A 17,924-nucleotide genomic window follows, 5' to 3' on the forward strand; every position below is an offset into this window, starting at 1 on the left:
GCACCGTTCCCCGTTCCGCTCCATGAAGCTACTGACCTTCAGCACCTTGTTCCCGAACCAGCAGCAGCCCAACCACGGTATCTTCGTGGAGACCCGGCTGCGCAACCTGGTGGCCAGCGGCCAGGTCGCGTCGCGGGTGGTGGCGCCGGTGCCCTGGTTCCCGTCGCGGCATCCGCGTTTCGGCCAGTACGCCAGATATCCGGCGGTGCCCGCGCGCGAGGAGCGCCACGGCCTGGACATCCGCCACCCGCGCTACGTCACTCTGCCGAAGGTCGGCATGAATGTCGCGCCGATGCTGCTGATGCAAGGCGCGAAGGGCGAGATCGGCCGCATCATCGACGAGGGCTACGACTTCGACGCCATCGACGCCCATTATTTTTATCCGGACGGCGTGGCCGCCGCCATGCTGGGCCGCTACTTCAACAAGCCGGTGGTGATCACGGCGCGCGGCTCGGACGTCAACCTGTTTCCGCGTTTTCCGCTGCCGCGGCGCATGATCCAGTGGGCCGCCAGCCAGGCCAAGGGCATCATCACCGTCAGCCAGGCGCTGAAGGACAGCCTGGTGCAGCTGGGCGTACGGCCGGCCGCGATCACGCCGCTGCGCAACGGTGTCAACCTGGACATCTTCCGCCCGCTCGACCGCGAGGCGATCCGCGCCACCCTCGGCCTGACGCAGTACACCCTGATTTCGGTCGGTCACCTGATCGAGCTGAAGGGGCATCACCTGATCATCGGTGCGCTGCCAAGCTTGCCCGACGTGGTACTGTTGATTGCCGGACACGGCCCGGACCGCGGCAAGCTGGAAGCGCTGGCGCAAAGGCTTGGCGTGGCCGACCGGGTGCGCTTCCTGGGCGCGGTGCCGCAGCCCGAACTGAAGCAGTATTTCAATGCGGCCGACCTGATGGTGCTGGCGTCCAGCCGTGAAGGCTGGGCCAATGTGCTGCTCGAATCGATGGCCTGCGGCACGCCGGTGGTGGCGAGCGCCGTCGGCGGATCGCCGGAAGTGGTGGCGGCGCCGGCCGCCGGCATGCTGATGCCGCACTACAGCAGTGAAGGCGTGCTGGAAGCGGTGCAGCAGCTGCGCGCACGCAATCCGGACCGGGCGGCCACCCGCCGCTATGCCGAGGGATTCAGCTGGGACTTCACCACCCGCGGCCAGATCGACCTCTTCCAGAAAATCATTGTAGATTACGCCGCGTGAGACTTTCTTTAGCGATCTTCCGGCCAGGGAGCCGGGCATGAGCACCTACCAGCGTTCCGCTGCGCCGCTCCCCGTGCTGATGCGCGCAATCGGCGACAGTTACGCCCTGTGGCCCGCACGCAAGGCGCGCCTGTGCATCGTGAACTACCACCGGATCCTGGAAGTCTCCGACCCGCTGCTCGAGAACGAGCCCGATGTCCAGACCTTCCGCAAGCACATGAAGATGCTGGCGGACTGCTTCAAGGTGCTGCCGCTGGACGAGGCGCTGGCCGCGCTGCAGCAGAGCCGCCTGCCGGCGCGCGCGGTCTGCATCACCTTCGACGACGGCTACCGCTCGGTGCACGACCTGGCGCTGCCGGTGCTGCGCGAGTTCAACCTGCCGGCCACCGTGTTCGTCAGCAGCGGCTACGTGGACAGCGACGAGAACATGTGGAACGACCGCATCGTCGACGCCGTGCGCGCCGCGGCCGGCCAAGAGCTGGACCTGCGCGCCATCGGCGCCGGCCGGCATCCGCTCGACAGCCTGGAGGCGCGCTGCAGCGCGGTGCGCCAGCTGACCACACGCGCCAAGTACCTGCCGCCCGCCGAGCGCATGGCGCTGGTCGAGGAACTGGAAGCGCTCGCCCGTCCCGCCGGCCGTCCGCTGATGCTGAGCGCGGAGATGGTGCGCACGCTGCAGGCATCGAACGTCGAGATCGGCGCGCACACGGTGTCGCACCCGATCCTGACCAGCCTGCCGGACGCCGACGCGATGGCCGAAATCGCCGGCAGCAAGGCGGCGCTGGAAGCCATCCTGGACCGGCCGGTGCGCTATTTCGCCTACCCGAACGGCAAGCCCAGCCTCGACTTCGACGAGCGGCACGTGGCGATGGTGCGCGATGCCGGTTTCGCGGCGGCGTTCTCGACGGCGCCGGGTCCGGTCACGGAAGCGGATAATGTGTTCACTTTGCCGCGTTCACGGCCGTGGGACACGAGTACCTTCTTTTATATGTTGCGCCTGCTGCGCTGGCTGGCCAGCTAGGTTTCATTTGTCTTCACCGCCGTACAAGAAAGCCCCAGATGCAAAACAGGAGCGATTCCACTTTAACGGAAATCCACGAGCCGCCCGTGCAGACCGATGTGCCGCAGAGCGCAGCCATCGATGAAGCACAGGCGGCGCAGCTTGCCGCCCGGCCGGGCGTGCTGCTGGTGGCCTTCCACTTCCCGCCGCAGCGCGGCAGCAGCGGTATCCAGCGCACGCTGAAGTTCGCCCAGCACCTGCCGCAGCTGGGATGGAAGCCGCTGGTGCTGTCCGCTCACCCGCGCGCGTATGTGGCCTCGAGCGACGACCAGATGAACGACGTGCCGGGCGACCTGGTCGTGCGGCGCGCCTTCGCGCTCGATTCCGGGCGCCACCTGGCGATCCGCGGCCGCTACCTGCGCGGCATGGCGCTGCCGGATCGCTGGATCACCTGGCTGTTCGGCGCCGTGCCTGCCGGCCTCAAGCTGATCCGCGAACACCGCCCGCGCCTGATCTGGTCGACCTATCCGATCCCGACCGCGCACCTGATCGGCTACACGCTGAAGCGCTTCACCGGCCTGCCGTGGATCGCCGACATGCGCGATCCGATGACGGAGGAGCACACGCCATCCAGCCGCCTGGTGTGGCGCGCCTACCGCTGGGTGGAAAAGCTCACGGTGCACAACTGCACCCGCATGGTGTTCACCACGCCGGGAGCGCTGGCGATGTACCGCGCGCGCTATCCGGAGGTGCCGCCTTCGCGCTTCGGCCTGATCGAGAACGGCTACGACGAGGACGACTTCGTGCGCGCCACCGCCAGCTACGTGCCGAAGCCGAAGGGCGAAGGTCCGCTGGTGCTGCTCCACAGCGGCATCATCTATCCGACCGAACGCGATCCGACCGCGATGCTGGCGGCGCTGGGCGAATTGCGCCGCGAGGGCCTGATCGGCCCCGACACCCTGCGCGTGGTGCTGCGCGCCTCGATCCATGAAGACCTGCTGGGCGACCTGATCGACCAGCACGACCTGCACGGCCTGGTGGTGCTGGAACCGCCGATTCCGTATCGTGCGGCGCTGGCCGAGATGCTGGACGCCGACGGCCTGCTGGTGATGCAGGCGGCGCACTGCAATTCGCAGATCCCTGCCAAGCTGTACGAATACATGCGCGCGCGCCGTCCGATCCTAGCGCTGACCGATCCGGCCGGCGACACCGCCGCCACCATGCGTGGCGCCGGGCTGGATACCATCGCGCGGCTGGACGACAAGGACGACATCAAGGCCGGCGTGATGCGCTTCGTCGGCCTGGTGCGCAACGGCGAGGCGCCGCTGCCGCCGGAAAACGCCAGCGAATTCTATTCGCGCCGCTCGCGCAGCAGCCAGTTCGCGACCTTGCTGGATGAAGTGGTGAAGGAACACGCGCGCCAGAACTGACGCGCGGTTTTGTTCAGCGTTTAGTGAGGCCGGGCGGCCAGCTGTTCCGCAGTTGAATAGATGGTGATGCCCTGCCCCGCCATCTTTTCCAGGTGGTCGTAGAAGGCGCGCGCCGGGATGAACCAGGAATCGCCCTCGCCCACCTTGCCGTTCACGCGCAGGCCGGCGCGCTCGAACTCGTCGCGGAAATACGCACGCAGGTCTTCGCGCGCGGCATAGTCGATGCGGCGCGCCGCCACCGCCGGCGCGAACGGACGCACCGGCACGTCCCAGCGCCTGCCGTCCTTGTCCAGGCACGGCAACTGGTAGGTGCGCTCCTCCCAGATCGGTTCCGGGAAGCGTTCGCCCATGGCGTCTTCCAGCACGTGGTAGAAAGTCACCGGTCCCATCGAGATGCCCAGTCCCAGCACCTTGGCGCCGTCGAGACCGACGAAGCGCTGCCACGGCGAGCCTTCGCCGAAGATCGAGGGCGCACGGTGATGGGCTTCGGTCAGGTATTGCGCGTGCCTGCCCCAGGCCGACACCGAATGGGTCGGGTGCACGCTGCGGTGGGTGGCCGCTTCGCGCAGGAAGGTTTCCGGCAGCCGGCCCATATTGGTGCCGTGGCTGCGCGGATCGAACACATAGCCTTCCATCTCGCAGGTCGCCTTGACGGTGCCGGCCGGCAGATAATAGGTCGGCACCAGCAGCGTGCCTTCGGCGCCGACCGCGTCCTGCAGCGCGCCAATCACGCTGGAGGCGCCGCCTTCCACATAGCCGAGGCTTTTCAGGGACGAGTGCAGGAACACGGTGTCGCCCGGCCGGATGCCGAGGCGCGCCAGGTCGCGGGCCAGGTCGGCGCGCGTCACGTGGCGGCCGGACTGGCGGAGCTGGCGCTCGCTGCGGCGGCGGCGCAGCGCTTCCAGGGCCGCCTTGACGGTGCGCTTGAGAGGTTTAAGCATTGCCGGCGAGCTCGATTTCCAGCAGGTTGGCGTCGATGCAGAACTTGGCGGCCCAGTTCAGGTATTCCCACTGGCCGTAGTCGCCGTTCACCGGGAAGGAACCCTTGATGCCGCCGACCATGCCTTCATGGCCTTCGAAGCGCACGGTGCGGCGCACGAAGGCGGTCAGCTTGCGGCCGGCCTCCAGGTAGCGGCGCTCGCCGGTCAGGCGGTGCAGCAGGAACAGGCAGTGCGCGATCTGCACCGAGCCGGTCAGGCAGACGTAGTCCACGGCGCCGCGGAAGTTTCGGTCCAGGCGCCCGGCCAGGTAGCCGTCGGCGCCGATCGCCTCGACCAGGCTCTTGCCGGTACGCTCGGCGGCCTGCAGCAGGTCGGCGCGGCCGGACAGCAGGTGGGCTTCCAGCACGCCGCGCAGCACGTAGCCGATGGTGTGGGTCAGCGGGTTGTCGGCGTCGGTCAGGCAGTTCGAGGCGAACCAGCCGTTCGGCTGCTGCTTGCCGATCGCCCAGTCGACCTGGCGCAGGCCGGCCTCGCCGTAGCCGTTGCCTGGCGCCACGCGCTCGGCTTCGAACAGGCCCCACGACACGTGGGTCTCGTAGGCCTTCTCGCCCGGCTTGGCGAACGGGGTCGGGAACTTGCGCCAGCAGCCGTCTTCGTCGAGGCTGTCGCGCAGCCAGGCGGCGGCGCGGTGCATCGAGTCCAGGTAGCGCTCGTCCTTGTATTCGGCGGCGCCGGCGGCCAGGCCGATCAGGATCTGGCCGGTATTGAAGGTCACCGGCACGCGCGGGGTGGCGTCGATCTTGCCGCCCATGAAGCCGCCTTCCGGGAACTGGATCGCCACGCACCAGTCCAGCATGCGGCGCGCGCGCGCGTGCAGGCCGGCGTCGCCGTTGCGGTTCGCCATCGTGATCATGGTCGGGATGATATAGCCGGTCGTCTCCGGATAGGAGGTGGCCCAGCCCTTCTGCAGGCTGAAGTCGCGCGCCACGCCGCCGTCGTTCGAGGCCGAGTTGTCCTGCGCCGTGCACAGCCATTTGGTGCAGGCGGCGATGACGGCTTCGGGGCCGGGATCGCGGGCCGGCAGGCCGCGCTTGTCGACCTCCAGCTCGGCCTTGGCCATGTCGGACAGCGGCGGCTGGGAAAGCTGGTGCTTGATTTTTCGTAGCAGTTGGAACACGGTCGGCCCTGAATAAAAAATTATTAAATTGTAAATAATGATGGCATTGATACCACTCAATGTCAATTTCGCGATATGCCCATCAGGCGAGCGCCGCAGGCATGGCTATTATTGTTTAAGAATTATTTTACTCCAGGCAGCTTTGTTGCCATTTTCGATATGTGCGGCGTATTTACGGCTGGCTCAGACAGGCGCCAAAGTCCTCGAAGGCGCCGTAGCGCGCTTGTGCGGGACGGGGTCCGCCGCACAGGTCGGGCCCGATTTCGCCGGCGTTCGCACGGCGTGCAGCCGGTTCGCGCCAGCGGAAATCGAGGGCGAGCGGGTCGCGGAACAGCGCCCGGTAGGGATGGCTGCCGAGGTAGAGCCGTGCCGCCGAGGTATACAGGTTGTCGTCGAGGCGCACGATGCCGTCGTCGCGGCTGCGGATCATGCCGTCCACCAGGTTGCCTGCGAGGTCGGCGCTGCTCTCGGGGAAGCGCACGGTGATGCCGCCGGTATCGACCAGGGTATTGTGCTGCAGCCGGCTGCGCGCGGCCGCATTCAGATAGATGCCGTCGTCGGAGCACGAGGCGACCAGGTTGGCGCGCAGCGTGCTGCCGGTCTGCTCGGTGATGCATTTGCCGTCCCTGCAGTATTCCTTTCCGGTACCGCCGCCGCCCAGCGACAGGCCGATCCGCTGGCCGGGCGCGCCGCGCAGCCTGTCTTCGCAAATCACGATGTTCTGCTCGAACAGGTTGTTGGCGCCGCCGCCCTTGGCGAATGCGCCGTAGCTGATGCGGTCGCCGTCGCCCTTGATGAAGTCGCTGATCAGGTTGCGGCGGACGATCCAGTCGCTGGCCGTCACCAGGTCGATCGGCGTGACCGGCCTGCTGGTGAGACGCACGCTGTCGTTGCGCAGCGTATTCGACTCGATCAGGCCGTGGTCCGGGTAGCGCCCCTTTTCCGCATTGATCTTGAAATGGGCATCGAAATCGACGATGAGGTTATTCACGGCCGCGAAGTGGTGGGCATCGCCGACGACGTGGAAAGCATGCTCACAGTAATAGGCTTTGGGGCAGCTGCCCCGCAGCGAAAGGTTTTCGAAGCGCCAGTACGGCGCCGACACCCGAAACCCTTCGCCGGCGCCGATCTCCAGCTGGACGCTGCCGGGCTGGACAGCGCGCACCACGATGGGCGCATCGGCGCGGCCGGGATGAAAGGCCTCGATCGTCCGGCTGGCCTGATAGCGGCCGGGCAGCAGGGTGATCACCTGCCCCGGCGTCGCCGCGGCGACGGCGCGCAGCAGGCCGGCGCTGTCCGATACCAGTACTTCGTCGACGGCCGGCGCGGCCTTGCCGGAACCGGCGGCCATGCCGCGCTGCATGCCGACCGTGCCGGCCCAGGCAGCGCCGCCCGGCAGCTGTTCGCCACGGTCAGCCCGTATCAGCCATTCCCGTGCGATGCGGCCGCTGCCTTCGATGACGGCATTGTGGCCCGCGCTGCGGCGCTCGATATAAGGGCCCAGCGAACGTGGCGTGATGCCCATGCTGGACAGCGTATACAGTCCCGTTCCGGCAGCGGCCGCCGCCAGCAGTAATGCCGATGCCGCTGCCCACGCCCAGCGGCGGCCCCTGTGTTGTGCCACACGCTTTTTTCTGGTTTTTTGCATCGACATTTCGCCCAAGAACGTTGAAAATTGCCTTAGAGATACTACTACACGGTTTTGCGTGTCAACAATGTAGCGATTTGAGTCATTCTCACCACATTTCTTAAAATAAAAATATTGATTAGTCGCTCATACCTGGATATTTATTGACAACAAAATCGTTAGACAATACAGTTAAGTGTTGTATCGAGGAATTCTTTGGGAACTTTTTGATTGCGCGTCTGATATTTTTCCCACAGTAAATTAATTTCCTACGGTAATCTGAACTTATTCCTAGCAGCACTATTTCTGTGCCGCGACCTTTTTTGGATAAGTTCAGATATGCGTAACTCTTACACTTCTCGTCCCCTTCTCCTGGTTATTTGCGCCGCCCTGTCCGCATGCGGCGGCGGCAGCAGCGTAGATAGCGCTTCGAACGCTTCCGCCTCGACCTCCACCGCCAACCCGGTCACCACTGCCGGTTCGCTGGTTACCAACGTACTCAACGGTCCGATCACGACCACAGTCACGCCGCCCACTACCTCGACCGGCACCAACACCGGCAGCGGCTCGACCACCACCACCGGCGGTATCACCACCGTCCAGCTGACCAGCGTGGCAACCGCTTCGCAGACCAACGCCGCGGCCACTTTCGGCCAGGTCTTCGCTCAAGGCGACGTGCCGAACGGCCAGACCGTGGTCGCCAAAACCGCCAGCGGCGCCACGGTTCCCCTGCAAATGGACGTCAAGGCACGTCACGCAGACGGCTCGGTGCGCCATGCCGTCCTGACCGTACAACTGCCGAGCACGGCGGCGAAGCAGTCCGACACCTTAACCCTGTACCGCTCCACCGCGTCTGCCACCACCACCCCGGCCAGCCCGGTAACCCTGCTGAACAATGGCTTTACCGCCAGCGTGAATCTGACCATCGCCGGCGTGAAATACACCGCATCGGCCGACACCCTGCTGAAGTCCGGCAAGGTCACGAGCTGGCTGGCTGGCCCGCTGGTCAATGAGTGGATCGTGTCCGCTCCGCTGAAGGATTCGGCTGGTAACGAACATCCGCACCTGATGGCTCAGTTCGCCATCCGCTCCTATACCGGCAGCAAGGCCGCCCGCGTCGACGTCACCGTGGAGAACGACTGGGCTTATGGCGTAGCGCCGCAGAACATTACCTATGATGCCCAGGTACTGGTCGGTGGCCAACCGGTCTATACCCAAGCCGCCCTCACGCACTACCATCACGCGCGCTGGCGTAAGGTATTCTGGTGGGGCACTGAGCCGAAGCTGGACGTTCGCCACAACATTGCATATCTGATCGCTTCCAAGGCCGTTCCAAATTACGACCAGACCCTGGCGCTCAAGGAAACCTCGATCGCCACTTGGAACACAAACTGGATTAATAGCAAACCTGCGCCCATGACGGCCGGCCTGGGCCAGCCATACATGCCAACCACTGGTGCCCGTACCGACATCGGTCCGATGCCCGCCTGGAACGCACTGTATCTTCTGACCATGGACCCGCGCATGAAAAACGTTGCCCTTGGCATGTCTGAACAGGCAGGCAGCTGGTCTGCGCACTTCCGGAACAAAACTACCGGCCGTCCGGTGACTTTGGCCGAGTTCCCGTACATGACGACGTTCAACGCTGCCCCCGACACGCTCAATCCGGCAACGAAGCAGCTTGAAGCGTTCCCGAATTGCCCATCGGCGGCTGCATGCACCACTCCGATGTCGGCAGATACCTCTCACCAAGCGGCGTTCTCGTACGTACCTTATATGGTGACGGGCGATTATTACCACCTGGAAGAACTCGAGTTCTGGGCCAACTTCAGCAGCTTTGCCAGCAATCCATCTTACCGTGAAGCCGGCAAGGGCCTGGTGAAGTCGGATCAGGTTCGTGGCCAGGCATGGAGCCTGCGCACGCTGGCGGAAGCGGCGTATATTGTGCCGGACAATGACCCGCAAAAAGCGAACTTCACGGCTATCGTAAATAACAATATTAATTGGTACACGACAACCTACGCCAACAACGCCTCGGCCAATAAACTGGGCGTGCTGGAAAATGGTAATGCCATCATTTACAACGGCTACCTCGGCGTAGCCCCATGGCAGGACGACTTTTTCACGACGATCGTCGGTCACGTGGTGGAACTGGGCTTTACCAATGCTCAGCCACTGCTGGCTTGGAAAACGAAGTTCGCGGTGAACCGCATGGTCGGTAACGGTTATTGCTGGATTGAAGCCTCGGCATACAGCCTGAACGTCCGTCCAACTACGAACTCACCGTTGTATTCGGCGATCGGTGACCTGTACAAGGCCAACTTCGGTGATGCATTCTCGAAACTGGCGTGCGGTAGCCCGGAAATGGCTGCGAGCTTGAAACAGCGTGTGGGCGAGATGGTCAGCTATATCACCCCAGACGGCACTCAGGCAATCATCCAGCCGGCGTTGGCCTACAGTGTGGGCGTCAATCCCGACGGCAAAAAGGCATGGGATCAGTACGTAAAGCGTCCGTACAAGGCAGATTATTCCTATCAGCCTCAATACGCGATCGTGCCGCGTTAAGTTGACGCAGTAAGCTTCTGTACTGACAACAGACGTTCTCGCACCCTACAGGCTCGCGCCTGTAGGGTGTTTTTATTTTCTCTCCGTTCGCCAACGGTGTTGCTAGTACTCACGTGTTATGCTAACGAACATACTCATATAGCCAATTTACCATCGTACATGATTGATAATGCAGCACTACTGTTGTTTGGACTGTTGATCGTTTATACGGTCTTTCGCGCTATAAAACTCGACAAGCTCATGCCGTGGTTCTCTGCCGATAGCGAACCGCCCAAGGAACAATCCAAGAAGCCGTCCCGCAGATGAACGCGGCCTGAAACCTACTCTGAATCGGCACGCCATGGTCGTCCCGCCTAGCCGATGCCGAGCAGGCATCGAACGCATATGCAAAGTCTTTTTCTGTCGTCGGTCTTTTTTACCCTGATCTTTACCGGATTTTCCGCTGCCTTCGCTGCGGCCCTGTGTTTCGTCTGGGTCGATGTCGTTAAGCCCCAGCAACTGGCTTGGGCCATCATCACCGGATGGCCTTTGTCCATGATCGCGGCGCTGGCCATGGTGGCGCAGTATGCGCTCAAGGACAAGAAATTCCCGCCGAAATTTGGTGCCATTCTGGCCCTGATCGCAACACTCACGGTATGGGTAACGCTGACCACCATGATGTCGACTATCCCGGACCGCCCTTGGGCCAAATGGGACTGGGTATACAAGGTCATGCTTTTCGCCTTGTTCATTCCCTACATTTTTCGCTCGCGCGTGCAGATCGAGGCTTTCATCCTTGTTTTCGTCTTCTCGGCCGCGACTATTTTTTTCTCGGCAGGCGTAAAAACGATGCTCGGCAGTGGTGGCTATGGCGTGCTTGCCATCATGGGCGGAGGAAACACGGGTTTGGCGGAGGGCAGCACCTTGGCAGTTGTTTGTGTAATGCTGATCCCGCTTATTGTCTTCCTCATGCGCAATACGATCATACTTCCCAGGAACCGGCTTACCTGGCTGCTGTTTGCTGGCATGATCGTCAATGCGCTCGCTACTGTGGTCGGTACCAGCGCACGCACTGGCGTCATTGCTGTCGCAATGTTATGTCTGCTGTCAATGCTGAAGTCGAAAAAGAAGCTCTGGTGGATCGCTGGCGTAGCCTTGGCCGGCGTCGTCTACATGAACGTAGACCTAACAGAGACGCGCTGGGGCGCCCGCATGTCTACAATCGAAACTTATAACTCGGATTCGTCTGCCCTTGGGCGACTCAAGGTATGGGAATGGACGGTAAAATATATCGGCAGCAATCCTCTTGGAGGTGGTTTCGACGCCTTCCTGCACAACCGGATTGCCAACGTCACCGAGGACGGTATCGTCCAGTATTACCCCGAAGGCCGTCTCGTGGGCAAGGCCTTTCATAGTATTTATTTCGAAGTGCTGGGCGAGCAAGGAATTCCTGGCTTCTGCATTTACTTTGCAATCATTTTGATTGCTCTGTCCAAGCTGCGAACCCTGAGAAAAAAGTGGCGTGGCCACCCAGGCATGGCTTGGCTAGTTTCCCTAGCGGATGCACTGAGCAGTTCTATCCTGATCTTCTTGGCGGGTGGGGCCTTCGTCGGTATTGCATACCAGCCCTTCATTTTCTACATGATTGGACTGGTAGTCGCGGTCGATCACTATTCGACCCAGATCGAGCGCGACATCCAGTATTCGAAGAAGAAGGAGCCAGTATTAACGTGAAGCTCAACCAACTCGCCGGGCTACGGGGGATCTGCGCATGGTGGGTCGTGTTCTTCCATTCGCTGGCCCTGCTGGGCAACTCGATCCCGCTGCCGCTCGCGCACCTGATCGCCCATGGCTACCTGGCTGTCGACCTGTTCTTCCTGCTGAGCGGTTTCGTGATCTTCCTGAGCTATCACGCCTCGCTCGCAAAGAACTTCCCGCATAGCGTGGGCCGCTTCTACTGGAACCGCCTGTCGCGCATCTATCCCCTGCATGCCGTGATGCTGGGCGGCTATCTGATGCTGTTCGCAGCCTTTTATTTCTTCTCGAGCAGCCACGCCGCGCCGGAATCCTATACCTGGAGCACCTTCTTCCAGAGCATGTTCCTGATCCATATGTGGGTCGGTAGCGACCTCACCTGGAACGTGCCGTCCTGGTCGATCAGCTCGGAATGGTTCGTCTACCTGTTCTTCCCGCTGATGGCTTACAGCCTGCGCAAGCTGCGCGGCGGCGTGGCCGCCCACCTGGTGGTCCTGGTGCTGGTCGCCCTGCTGCTGCACCTGGTGTATGCGCTCAACGGCATCGAGTCGCTGGGCGCGGGCATTCCGCGCATGGCCCTGGTCCGTACGCTGCTGGAATTCCTGATGGGCGTGTTCATCGGTTCCCTGTACATCAACCACCGCGAATTCCTGGAAAAATACCGCAACGCCGCGCTGCTCGGCTTCGCCGGCCCGTGCGTGCTGTATGCCAGTGCGCCGCTGCCGGATTACGCCACCATCCCGATGGCGTTCGCCTTCCTGATCGCCTACCTGAGCGTGACGACGTCGCCGATCACCGCTGCGCTGTCGAATCCGGTGCTGGTCTACCTCGGCGAGATCTCGTATTCGACCTATATGGTGCACTACCTGGTCTACGACCTGCTGAAGGCGGGCTTCATGTCGAACGCGAATGAGATCAAGCCTCTGTACGTGTGGCTGTCGTTCGCGCTGGTGCTGCTGCTGTCGGCGCTGCTGCACCACGTGGTCGACGATCCGGTGCAGAAATACTTCCGCCGTCGCCGTCCGGCGAACAAGGCTGCGTGAGGAGCGCCGCACTCTTCAAGTGAGCGGAAGGCCGGCATGTTCGCCGGCACTGATGTCCGCCTTACCTTACAATTCGACTATACCAAACACGAAGTCGCGGCCTTGGCCGCCCTTGCCAGCGAGCGCAACAAGCAGGCGCGCAAGACGATCGACCGGCAGATCGAGAGGCTTCAGGAGGGTCGGTCGGCAGTATTCCGCCTAAGGAGCTTGTTGTGTCGGGTTTTCGACGAGGAGTTCGCCGCTGAAGCAGCACTTGAACAGGGATGTTGGACAGATCCTGCCGCACTGTTCGATAAGTGCTTGATTTTAATGGCGCGGCTGGCGGGGATCGAACCCACGACCCTTGGCTTCGGAGGCCAATACTCTATCCACTGAGCTACAGCCGCCCTGGAAAATCGGAAGTGATGCGAAGGATACAGCGTTCCACGCGTCCCGTCTATGGATAAGCAGACGCGGACTGCATAAATTGCGTTTCCTATAACTTAGATTGTTCTATAATCGCTCACTTGAGGTTCTTTCTGCTATGCAAGGAACCTTTAGAGGCTGGCAGGTTTTTTTATCTATTTAAGTTAGTAAGGAAATCATGAGCGACGCACATCAGAGTGAACATCAGTCTTTTATCCGAACCCCTAAACAACTCATTGTGGCCGTCGCCGGGTTCTTCCTTGTCATCGTCATCGGCATCATCCTGCTGGTCACCTTCGTCACCAACACCCACCTGTCCGGAGCAGGCTCCGTCCAGAACGCGGAAGCCGTCGCTGCCCGCATCCAGCCGGTGGCCGCCGAAGGCTTCACCCTGAAGGACGCCAACGCACCGAAGGTCCTGCAGAACGGCCAGGCCGTCTATAACTCGACCTGCGCCGCCTGCCACGGCACCGGCGCCGCCGGCGCACCGAAGGTCGGCGATGCCGGCGCCTGGGCCGCACGCATCAAGCAGGGTTACGACACCCTCCTCCAGCACGCCATCCAGGGCATCCGCGCGATGCCGGCCAAGGGCGGCAATCCTGACCTGGACGACGTCGAAGTCGCGCGCGCCATGGTCTATATGGCAAACCAGTCGGGCGCCAAGTTCAAGGAACCGGAGGCGCCTGCCGCCCCGGCGGCGGCCACCGCGGCAAACGCGGCGCCGGCTGCCGCACCGGCCGAAGCCGGCGCAGCCGCTCCTGCTGCTGCTCCCGCCGCTGCGGCGCCGGCAGCAGCTGCCGCCGCGGCTCCGGCTGCTCCGGCAGCCGAAGCGACGGCCAGCGCCAGCGGCGCCGGCAAGACCCTGTACAGCTCGGCTTGCGTCGCCTGCCACGGTGCGGGCATCGCCGGCGCGCCGAAATTCGGCGACAAGGCTGCCTGGGCGCCGCGCATCGCCCAGGGCGCCAACGTGCTCTACGAACACGCCATCAAGGGCTTCCAGGGCAAGAACGGCATGATGCCGCCGAAAGGCGGATCGAGCGCGCCGGACGCCGACGTCAAGAGCGCAGTCGACTACATGGTCGCTGCCGCGAAGTAATCCGACTCGTTCCGGGAGCCCGCGTTCGCCGGCTCCCGCCAGCATTTCCCCCATCCTCTGGTCATTTACAGACGACCAAAAAATCGTTCGCCTTTTTAACCAAGTGTCTCGTTTACACACACATTATTTGTAACAATTTCCGGGCCTCAAAATCGGACTCTGCCATAGCAGAATGCCGCTAGAAAACTACATTTGTACCCGATTCTGTTACAGATAGGCACTTAACGCGTGACAATTTTCCCGATATGCTGAGGTTTCGTTGTTTCCGAAAAGTATTATTTCGGCAACGAACACGATTCTGAAAACTACGGGGAAACACATGCAACGCGCTCGATTCACTCTGTCCATTCCGGCCGCCCTGCTTGGTCTGGCCTTCGCAGTTCCCGCCTCGGCCGCAACCTTGTCGGTTGGTCCGGGCAAGACTTACGCAACGCCTTGCAAGGCCTTTGCCGTCGCCAAGAGCGGCGACGTGGTCGAAATCACCGGCAACACGACCTATACCGGCGACGTCTGCGCCATCTACACGAGCAACCTGACCATCCGCGGCGTGAACGGCCGTCCGAAGATCAATGCCGGCGGCAAGTACGCCATGAGCAAGGGTATCTGGGTGGTCGAGGGCAGCAACATCGTCGTCGACAACGTTGAAATGTATGGCGCTAAAGTTCCCGACCGCAACGGCGCCGCACTGCGCCTGGAAGGCACCAACTTCACGCTGCGCAACTCCTTCATCCACGACAACGAAGACGGTATCCTGAGCAACGCCAACACCGCCAGCAACATCGTCATCGAATACACCGAGTTCGGCCACAACGGCTACGGCGACGGCCAGAGCCACAACCTGTACATCGGCAACAACGCCAGCCTGACCTTCCGCTACAACTACTCGCACGACGCCAACGTCGGCCACAACCTGAAGTCGCGCGCCAAGGTCAACACGATCGTGTACAACCGCTTCTCGAGCACCCCGGCGGGCCAGGTCGGCAGCACCGCCTCCGGCAAGCCGAGCTACGAGATCGACATTCCGAACGCCGGCACGTCCTACGTGATCGGCAACGTGATCGAGCAGCCGGCAAGCAACAGCAATTCGGTCCTGTTGGCCTACGGCGAAGAAGGCGCGACCAACCCGGGCAAGGACCTGTACGTCGTCAACAACACCTTCCTGAACGACGACAGCTCGCACGGCACCTTCTTCTTCATCGGTTCGGGCGTGACCACGCCTGCCCTGCTGCAGAACAATATCTTCGCGGGTACCGGCACCCTGTCCACCCAGGCCAGCGCCATCCAGAAGACCAACTACCGCGCAGCGGCGCCGGGCTTCGTGAACCGCGCCGCCTACGACCTGCGTCCGCTGGCGAGTCCGCTGGTGACCAATGCCGGTTCGGTGCCGGGGACCTCGAGCTCGGGCGTGTCGCTCAAGCCGGTGGCGCAGTACAAGCACGTCGCGGCCGGCGTGGCGCGTCCGGTGCTGGGCACGATCGACATCGGCGCCTACGAGTCGCAGTAATCCCTGCCGCGGCGCGCTCCAGCGCCGCAATGGACAAGGGCCGCATCGCTGCGGCCCTTTTTTCGTTACCGGATGCGCATCACCAGATGATCACCCGGTCCTTCGGCGCCAGGTACATCCCGTCGCCCTGCTTCACCTTGAAGGCTTCGTAGAAGCCCGGCTGGTTGCGCAGCGAACCGTTGGCGCGGAACTGGTCCGGCGAGTGCGGATCGGCCTTGATCTGCGCGATCGTCTGCTGGTCGCGCATCTTCGAGCGCCACACCTGGGCCCAGCCCATGTACAGGCGCTGCTCTCCGCTCAGGCCGTCGATCACCGGCGCCTTCTTCCCCTTCAGCGAGATCCGGTAGGCCTTGGCGGCGATCGCCAGGCCCGAGTTGTCGGCGATGTTCTCGCCCAGGGTCAGCTCGCCGTTCACGCGATAGCCCTTCAGCGGTTCGAAGGCGTCGTACTGCTTGACCAGCATCGCGGTCCTGGCCTTGAAGTTCTTGTGGTCGGCCTTGGTCCACCAGTCGCGCAGGTTGCCGTCGCCGTCGTATTGGGCACCCTGGTCGTCGAAACCGTGGCTGATCTCGTGGCCGATCACGGCGCCGATGCCGCCGTAGTTGACGGCATCGTCCGCATTCGCGTCGAAGAACGGCGGCTGCAGGATCGCGGCCGGGAACACGATCTCGTTCATCTCCGGGTTGTAGTAGGCGTTTACCGTCTGCGGGGTCATGCCCCATTCGTCGCGGTCGATCGGCTTGCCCAGCTTGTTGATCTCGTAGTCGGCGGCCCACACGCGGGCGCGCATCACGTTGCCGACCAGGTCGTCGCGCTTCACCACCAGGGCCGAGTAATCCTTCCACTTGTTCGGGTAGCCGATCTTCGGCGTGAATTTCGCCAGCTTGGCCTGGGCTTCCTTTTTGGTTTTCGGGCTCATCCAGTCGAGCTTGTCGATCGACTGTTTATAGGCGGCCAGCAGGTTCTTCACCAGCGCTTCCATGCGCGCCTTGCGCTCCGGCGGGAAGTACTGGGCCACGTACAGCTTGCCCAGCGCCTCGCCCTGCGAGCGTTCGATGGCGCCGACGCCCCGCTTCCAGCGCGGCTCGATCTCTTCGACGCCCGACAGGGTCTTGCCGTAGAAGCCGAAGCGCTCGTCGACGAAGGCCTTCGACAGGTAGCCGGCATAGGCATCGGCCACGTGCATGGAGATATAGGCCTTCCAGGTATCCAGCGAGGTCTTGTTCGACAGCTCGACGAAGGATTTCAGATAGCTCGGCTGGCCGACGATCACATAAGTCGTCTTGCCGGACAGGCCGGCGGCATCGAGCCAGGTCTTCCAGTCATAGCCGGGGGCGAGCTTGTCCAGGTCCGCCAGGCCGACCTTGTTGTAGGCCTTGATCGGGTCGCGCAGCTCGACCTTGGTCCACTGCAGCTTCGCGATCTCGGTCTCGAAACCGACGATGGACTTGGCGTCGAACACGGCGCGCGGGTTGCCGATCAGCGTCAGGGTGCGCTCGACGTGCTGCTCGTACTTCGCCTTGGCGTCGGCCAGCTTCTCGTCGTCGGCCTTCAGGTAATAGTCGCGGTCGGGCATCGCCAGGCCGCCCTGGCCGATGTCGGCGACGTACCTGGTCGAGTCCTTGTTGTCCTGGTGGATGCCGAAGTCGAAGGGCACGTTGACGCCGATCTTGCCGAGGTGGGCCAGCAGGGCCGGCAGCTCCGACTTGTCCTTCAGCGCGGCGATGCGGTCGAGCTCCCCCTTCAGCGGCGTGAAGCCCAGCTGCTCCAGGCGCGCCTCGTCCATGAAGCTGGCGTAGAAGTCGCCGATACGTTTGGCATCGGCATCCTGGGCCGCACCGTCTGCCGAGACTTTCTCGATGATGCCGCGCAGCTCGGCCAGCGAATTCTCGTAGAGCTGGTCGAAGGAACCCCAGCTGGCCTGGTCGGCCGGGATCTGCACGGTCTGCAGCCACTTGCCGTTCAGGTAGCGGTAGAAATCGTTCTGCGGACGCACCGACGGATCGATGTACTGGGTGGCGATGCCGCTGGCCAGGGCCGGGCGGGAAGCCGGCGCCGACTTGGTGGATGCACCTTCGGCGGCGTGCGCGAAGCCGGCGATCAGCGCCAGGCTCAGGGCGCTCAGGGCGAGACGTTTCATGACAGGAGATCCCTTTCGATTGAAAAAAGGCCGCGGCATGCCGCGGCCCTTGACGTCGTCA

Annotated in this window: 12 protein-coding genes and 1 tRNA gene; 8 read left to right on the forward strand and 5 right to left on the reverse strand. The window is 62.8% G+C overall.

All coding sequences use genetic code 11. The annotated features are described in order from the left end of the window. Nucleotides 1-22: 22 nt before the first annotated feature. From AC1DOQ_RS02825 to AC1DOQ_RS02835, 3 genes are all read left to right on the forward strand, one after another. Entirely contained in the window at nt 23-1,201 is a 1,179-nt protein-coding gene (locus AC1DOQ_RS02825; RefSeq protein ID WP_477360080.1) for a glycosyltransferase family 4 protein, read from the forward strand. A gap of 37 nt (nt 1,202-1,238) precedes the next feature. Next, a complete protein-coding gene (locus tag AC1DOQ_RS02830) occupies nt 1,239-2,222 on the forward strand; it encodes a polysaccharide deacetylase family protein (RefSeq protein ID WP_477360082.1) in 984 nt (327 codons plus the stop codon). Nucleotides 2,223-2,308: 86 nt separating this feature from the next. Beyond that, nucleotides 2,309-3,631, forward strand: coding sequence for a glycosyltransferase (locus AC1DOQ_RS02835; RefSeq protein ID WP_477360084.1), 1,323 nt, complete (start codon nt 2,309-2,311; stop codon nt 3,629-3,631). Between the two features lie 20 nt (nt 3,632-3,651). Here AC1DOQ_RS02835 and AC1DOQ_RS02840 read toward each other — a convergent pair whose 3' ends face one another. The 3 genes from AC1DOQ_RS02840 to AC1DOQ_RS02850 all read right to left on the reverse strand — a co-directional run bounded on the left by AC1DOQ_RS02840 (nt 3,652) and on the right by AC1DOQ_RS02850 (nt 7,373). Continuing rightward, nucleotides 3,652-4,572 carry an AAC(3) family N-acetyltransferase gene (locus AC1DOQ_RS02840; RefSeq protein ID WP_477360086.1) on the reverse strand — a complete coding sequence of 307 codons (921 nt, stop codon included), beginning with the start codon at nt 4,570-4,572 and terminating at the stop codon, nt 3,652-3,654. Further along, nucleotides 4,565-5,749, reverse strand: coding sequence for a hypothetical protein (locus AC1DOQ_RS02845; RefSeq protein ID WP_477360088.1), 1,185 nt, complete (start codon nt 5,747-5,749; stop codon nt 4,565-4,567). Before AC1DOQ_RS02845 ends, AC1DOQ_RS02840 begins: the two co-directional genes overlap by 8 nt. Before the next feature lie 172 nt (nt 5,750-5,921). Continuing rightward, on the reverse strand, nt 5,922-7,373 hold the full coding sequence (locus AC1DOQ_RS02850) for a right-handed parallel beta-helix repeat-containing protein (RefSeq protein WP_477360090.1): 1,452 nt from the start codon (nt 7,371-7,373) through the stop codon (nt 5,922-5,924). Between the two features lie 342 nt (nt 7,374-7,715). Between AC1DOQ_RS02850 and AC1DOQ_RS02855 the strand changes: the two genes are divergently transcribed. From AC1DOQ_RS02855 to AC1DOQ_RS02865, 3 genes are all read left to right on the forward strand, one after another. Beyond that, complete coding sequence (locus tag AC1DOQ_RS02855) at nt 7,716-9,941, forward strand: RIFT barrel domain-containing protein (RefSeq protein WP_477360092.1); 2,226 nt, start codon at nt 7,716-7,718, stop codon at nt 9,939-9,941. A gap of 384 nt (nt 9,942-10,325) precedes the next feature. Next, nucleotides 10,326-11,654, forward strand: a complete 1,329-nt coding sequence (locus tag AC1DOQ_RS02860) for a putative O-glycosylation ligase, exosortase A system-associated (RefSeq protein ID WP_477360094.1) — start codon at nt 10,326-10,328, stop codon at nt 11,652-11,654. Further along, nucleotides 11,651-12,718 (forward strand): acyltransferase family protein, encoded by a 1,068-nt coding sequence (locus AC1DOQ_RS02865; RefSeq protein ID WP_477360096.1) that lies wholly within the window; start codon nt 11,651-11,653, stop codon nt 12,716-12,718. Before AC1DOQ_RS02860 ends, AC1DOQ_RS02865 begins: the two co-directional genes overlap by 4 nt. Nucleotides 12,719-13,028: 310 nt before the next feature. On the opposite strand, the gene AC1DOQ_RS02870 is transcribed toward AC1DOQ_RS02865, so the two are convergent. Next, nucleotides 13,029-13,104 (reverse strand) — tRNA-Arg (locus AC1DOQ_RS02870). Between the two features lie 197 nt (nt 13,105-13,301). Between AC1DOQ_RS02870 and AC1DOQ_RS02875 the strand changes: the two genes are divergently transcribed. Further along, a complete protein-coding gene (locus tag AC1DOQ_RS02875) occupies nt 13,302-14,219 on the forward strand; it encodes a c-type cytochrome (protein WP_477360098.1) in 918 nt (305 codons plus the stop codon). Between the two features lie 319 nt (nt 14,220-14,538). Then, entirely contained in the window at nt 14,539-15,723 is a 1,185-nt protein-coding gene (locus AC1DOQ_RS02880) for a right-handed parallel beta-helix repeat-containing protein (protein ID WP_477360100.1), read from the forward strand. A 79-nt stretch (nt 15,724-15,802) separates the two neighbouring features. On the opposite strand, the gene AC1DOQ_RS02885 is transcribed toward AC1DOQ_RS02880, so the two are convergent. After that, nucleotides 15,803-17,863 carry a M13 family metallopeptidase gene (locus tag AC1DOQ_RS02885; RefSeq protein ID WP_477360102.1) on the reverse strand — a complete coding sequence of 687 codons (2,061 nt, stop codon included), beginning with the start codon at nt 17,861-17,863 and terminating at the stop codon, nt 15,803-15,805. Nucleotides 17,864-17,924: the final 61 nt, after the last annotated feature.

Source organism: Massilia sp. 01N417 (assembly GCF_056399645.1).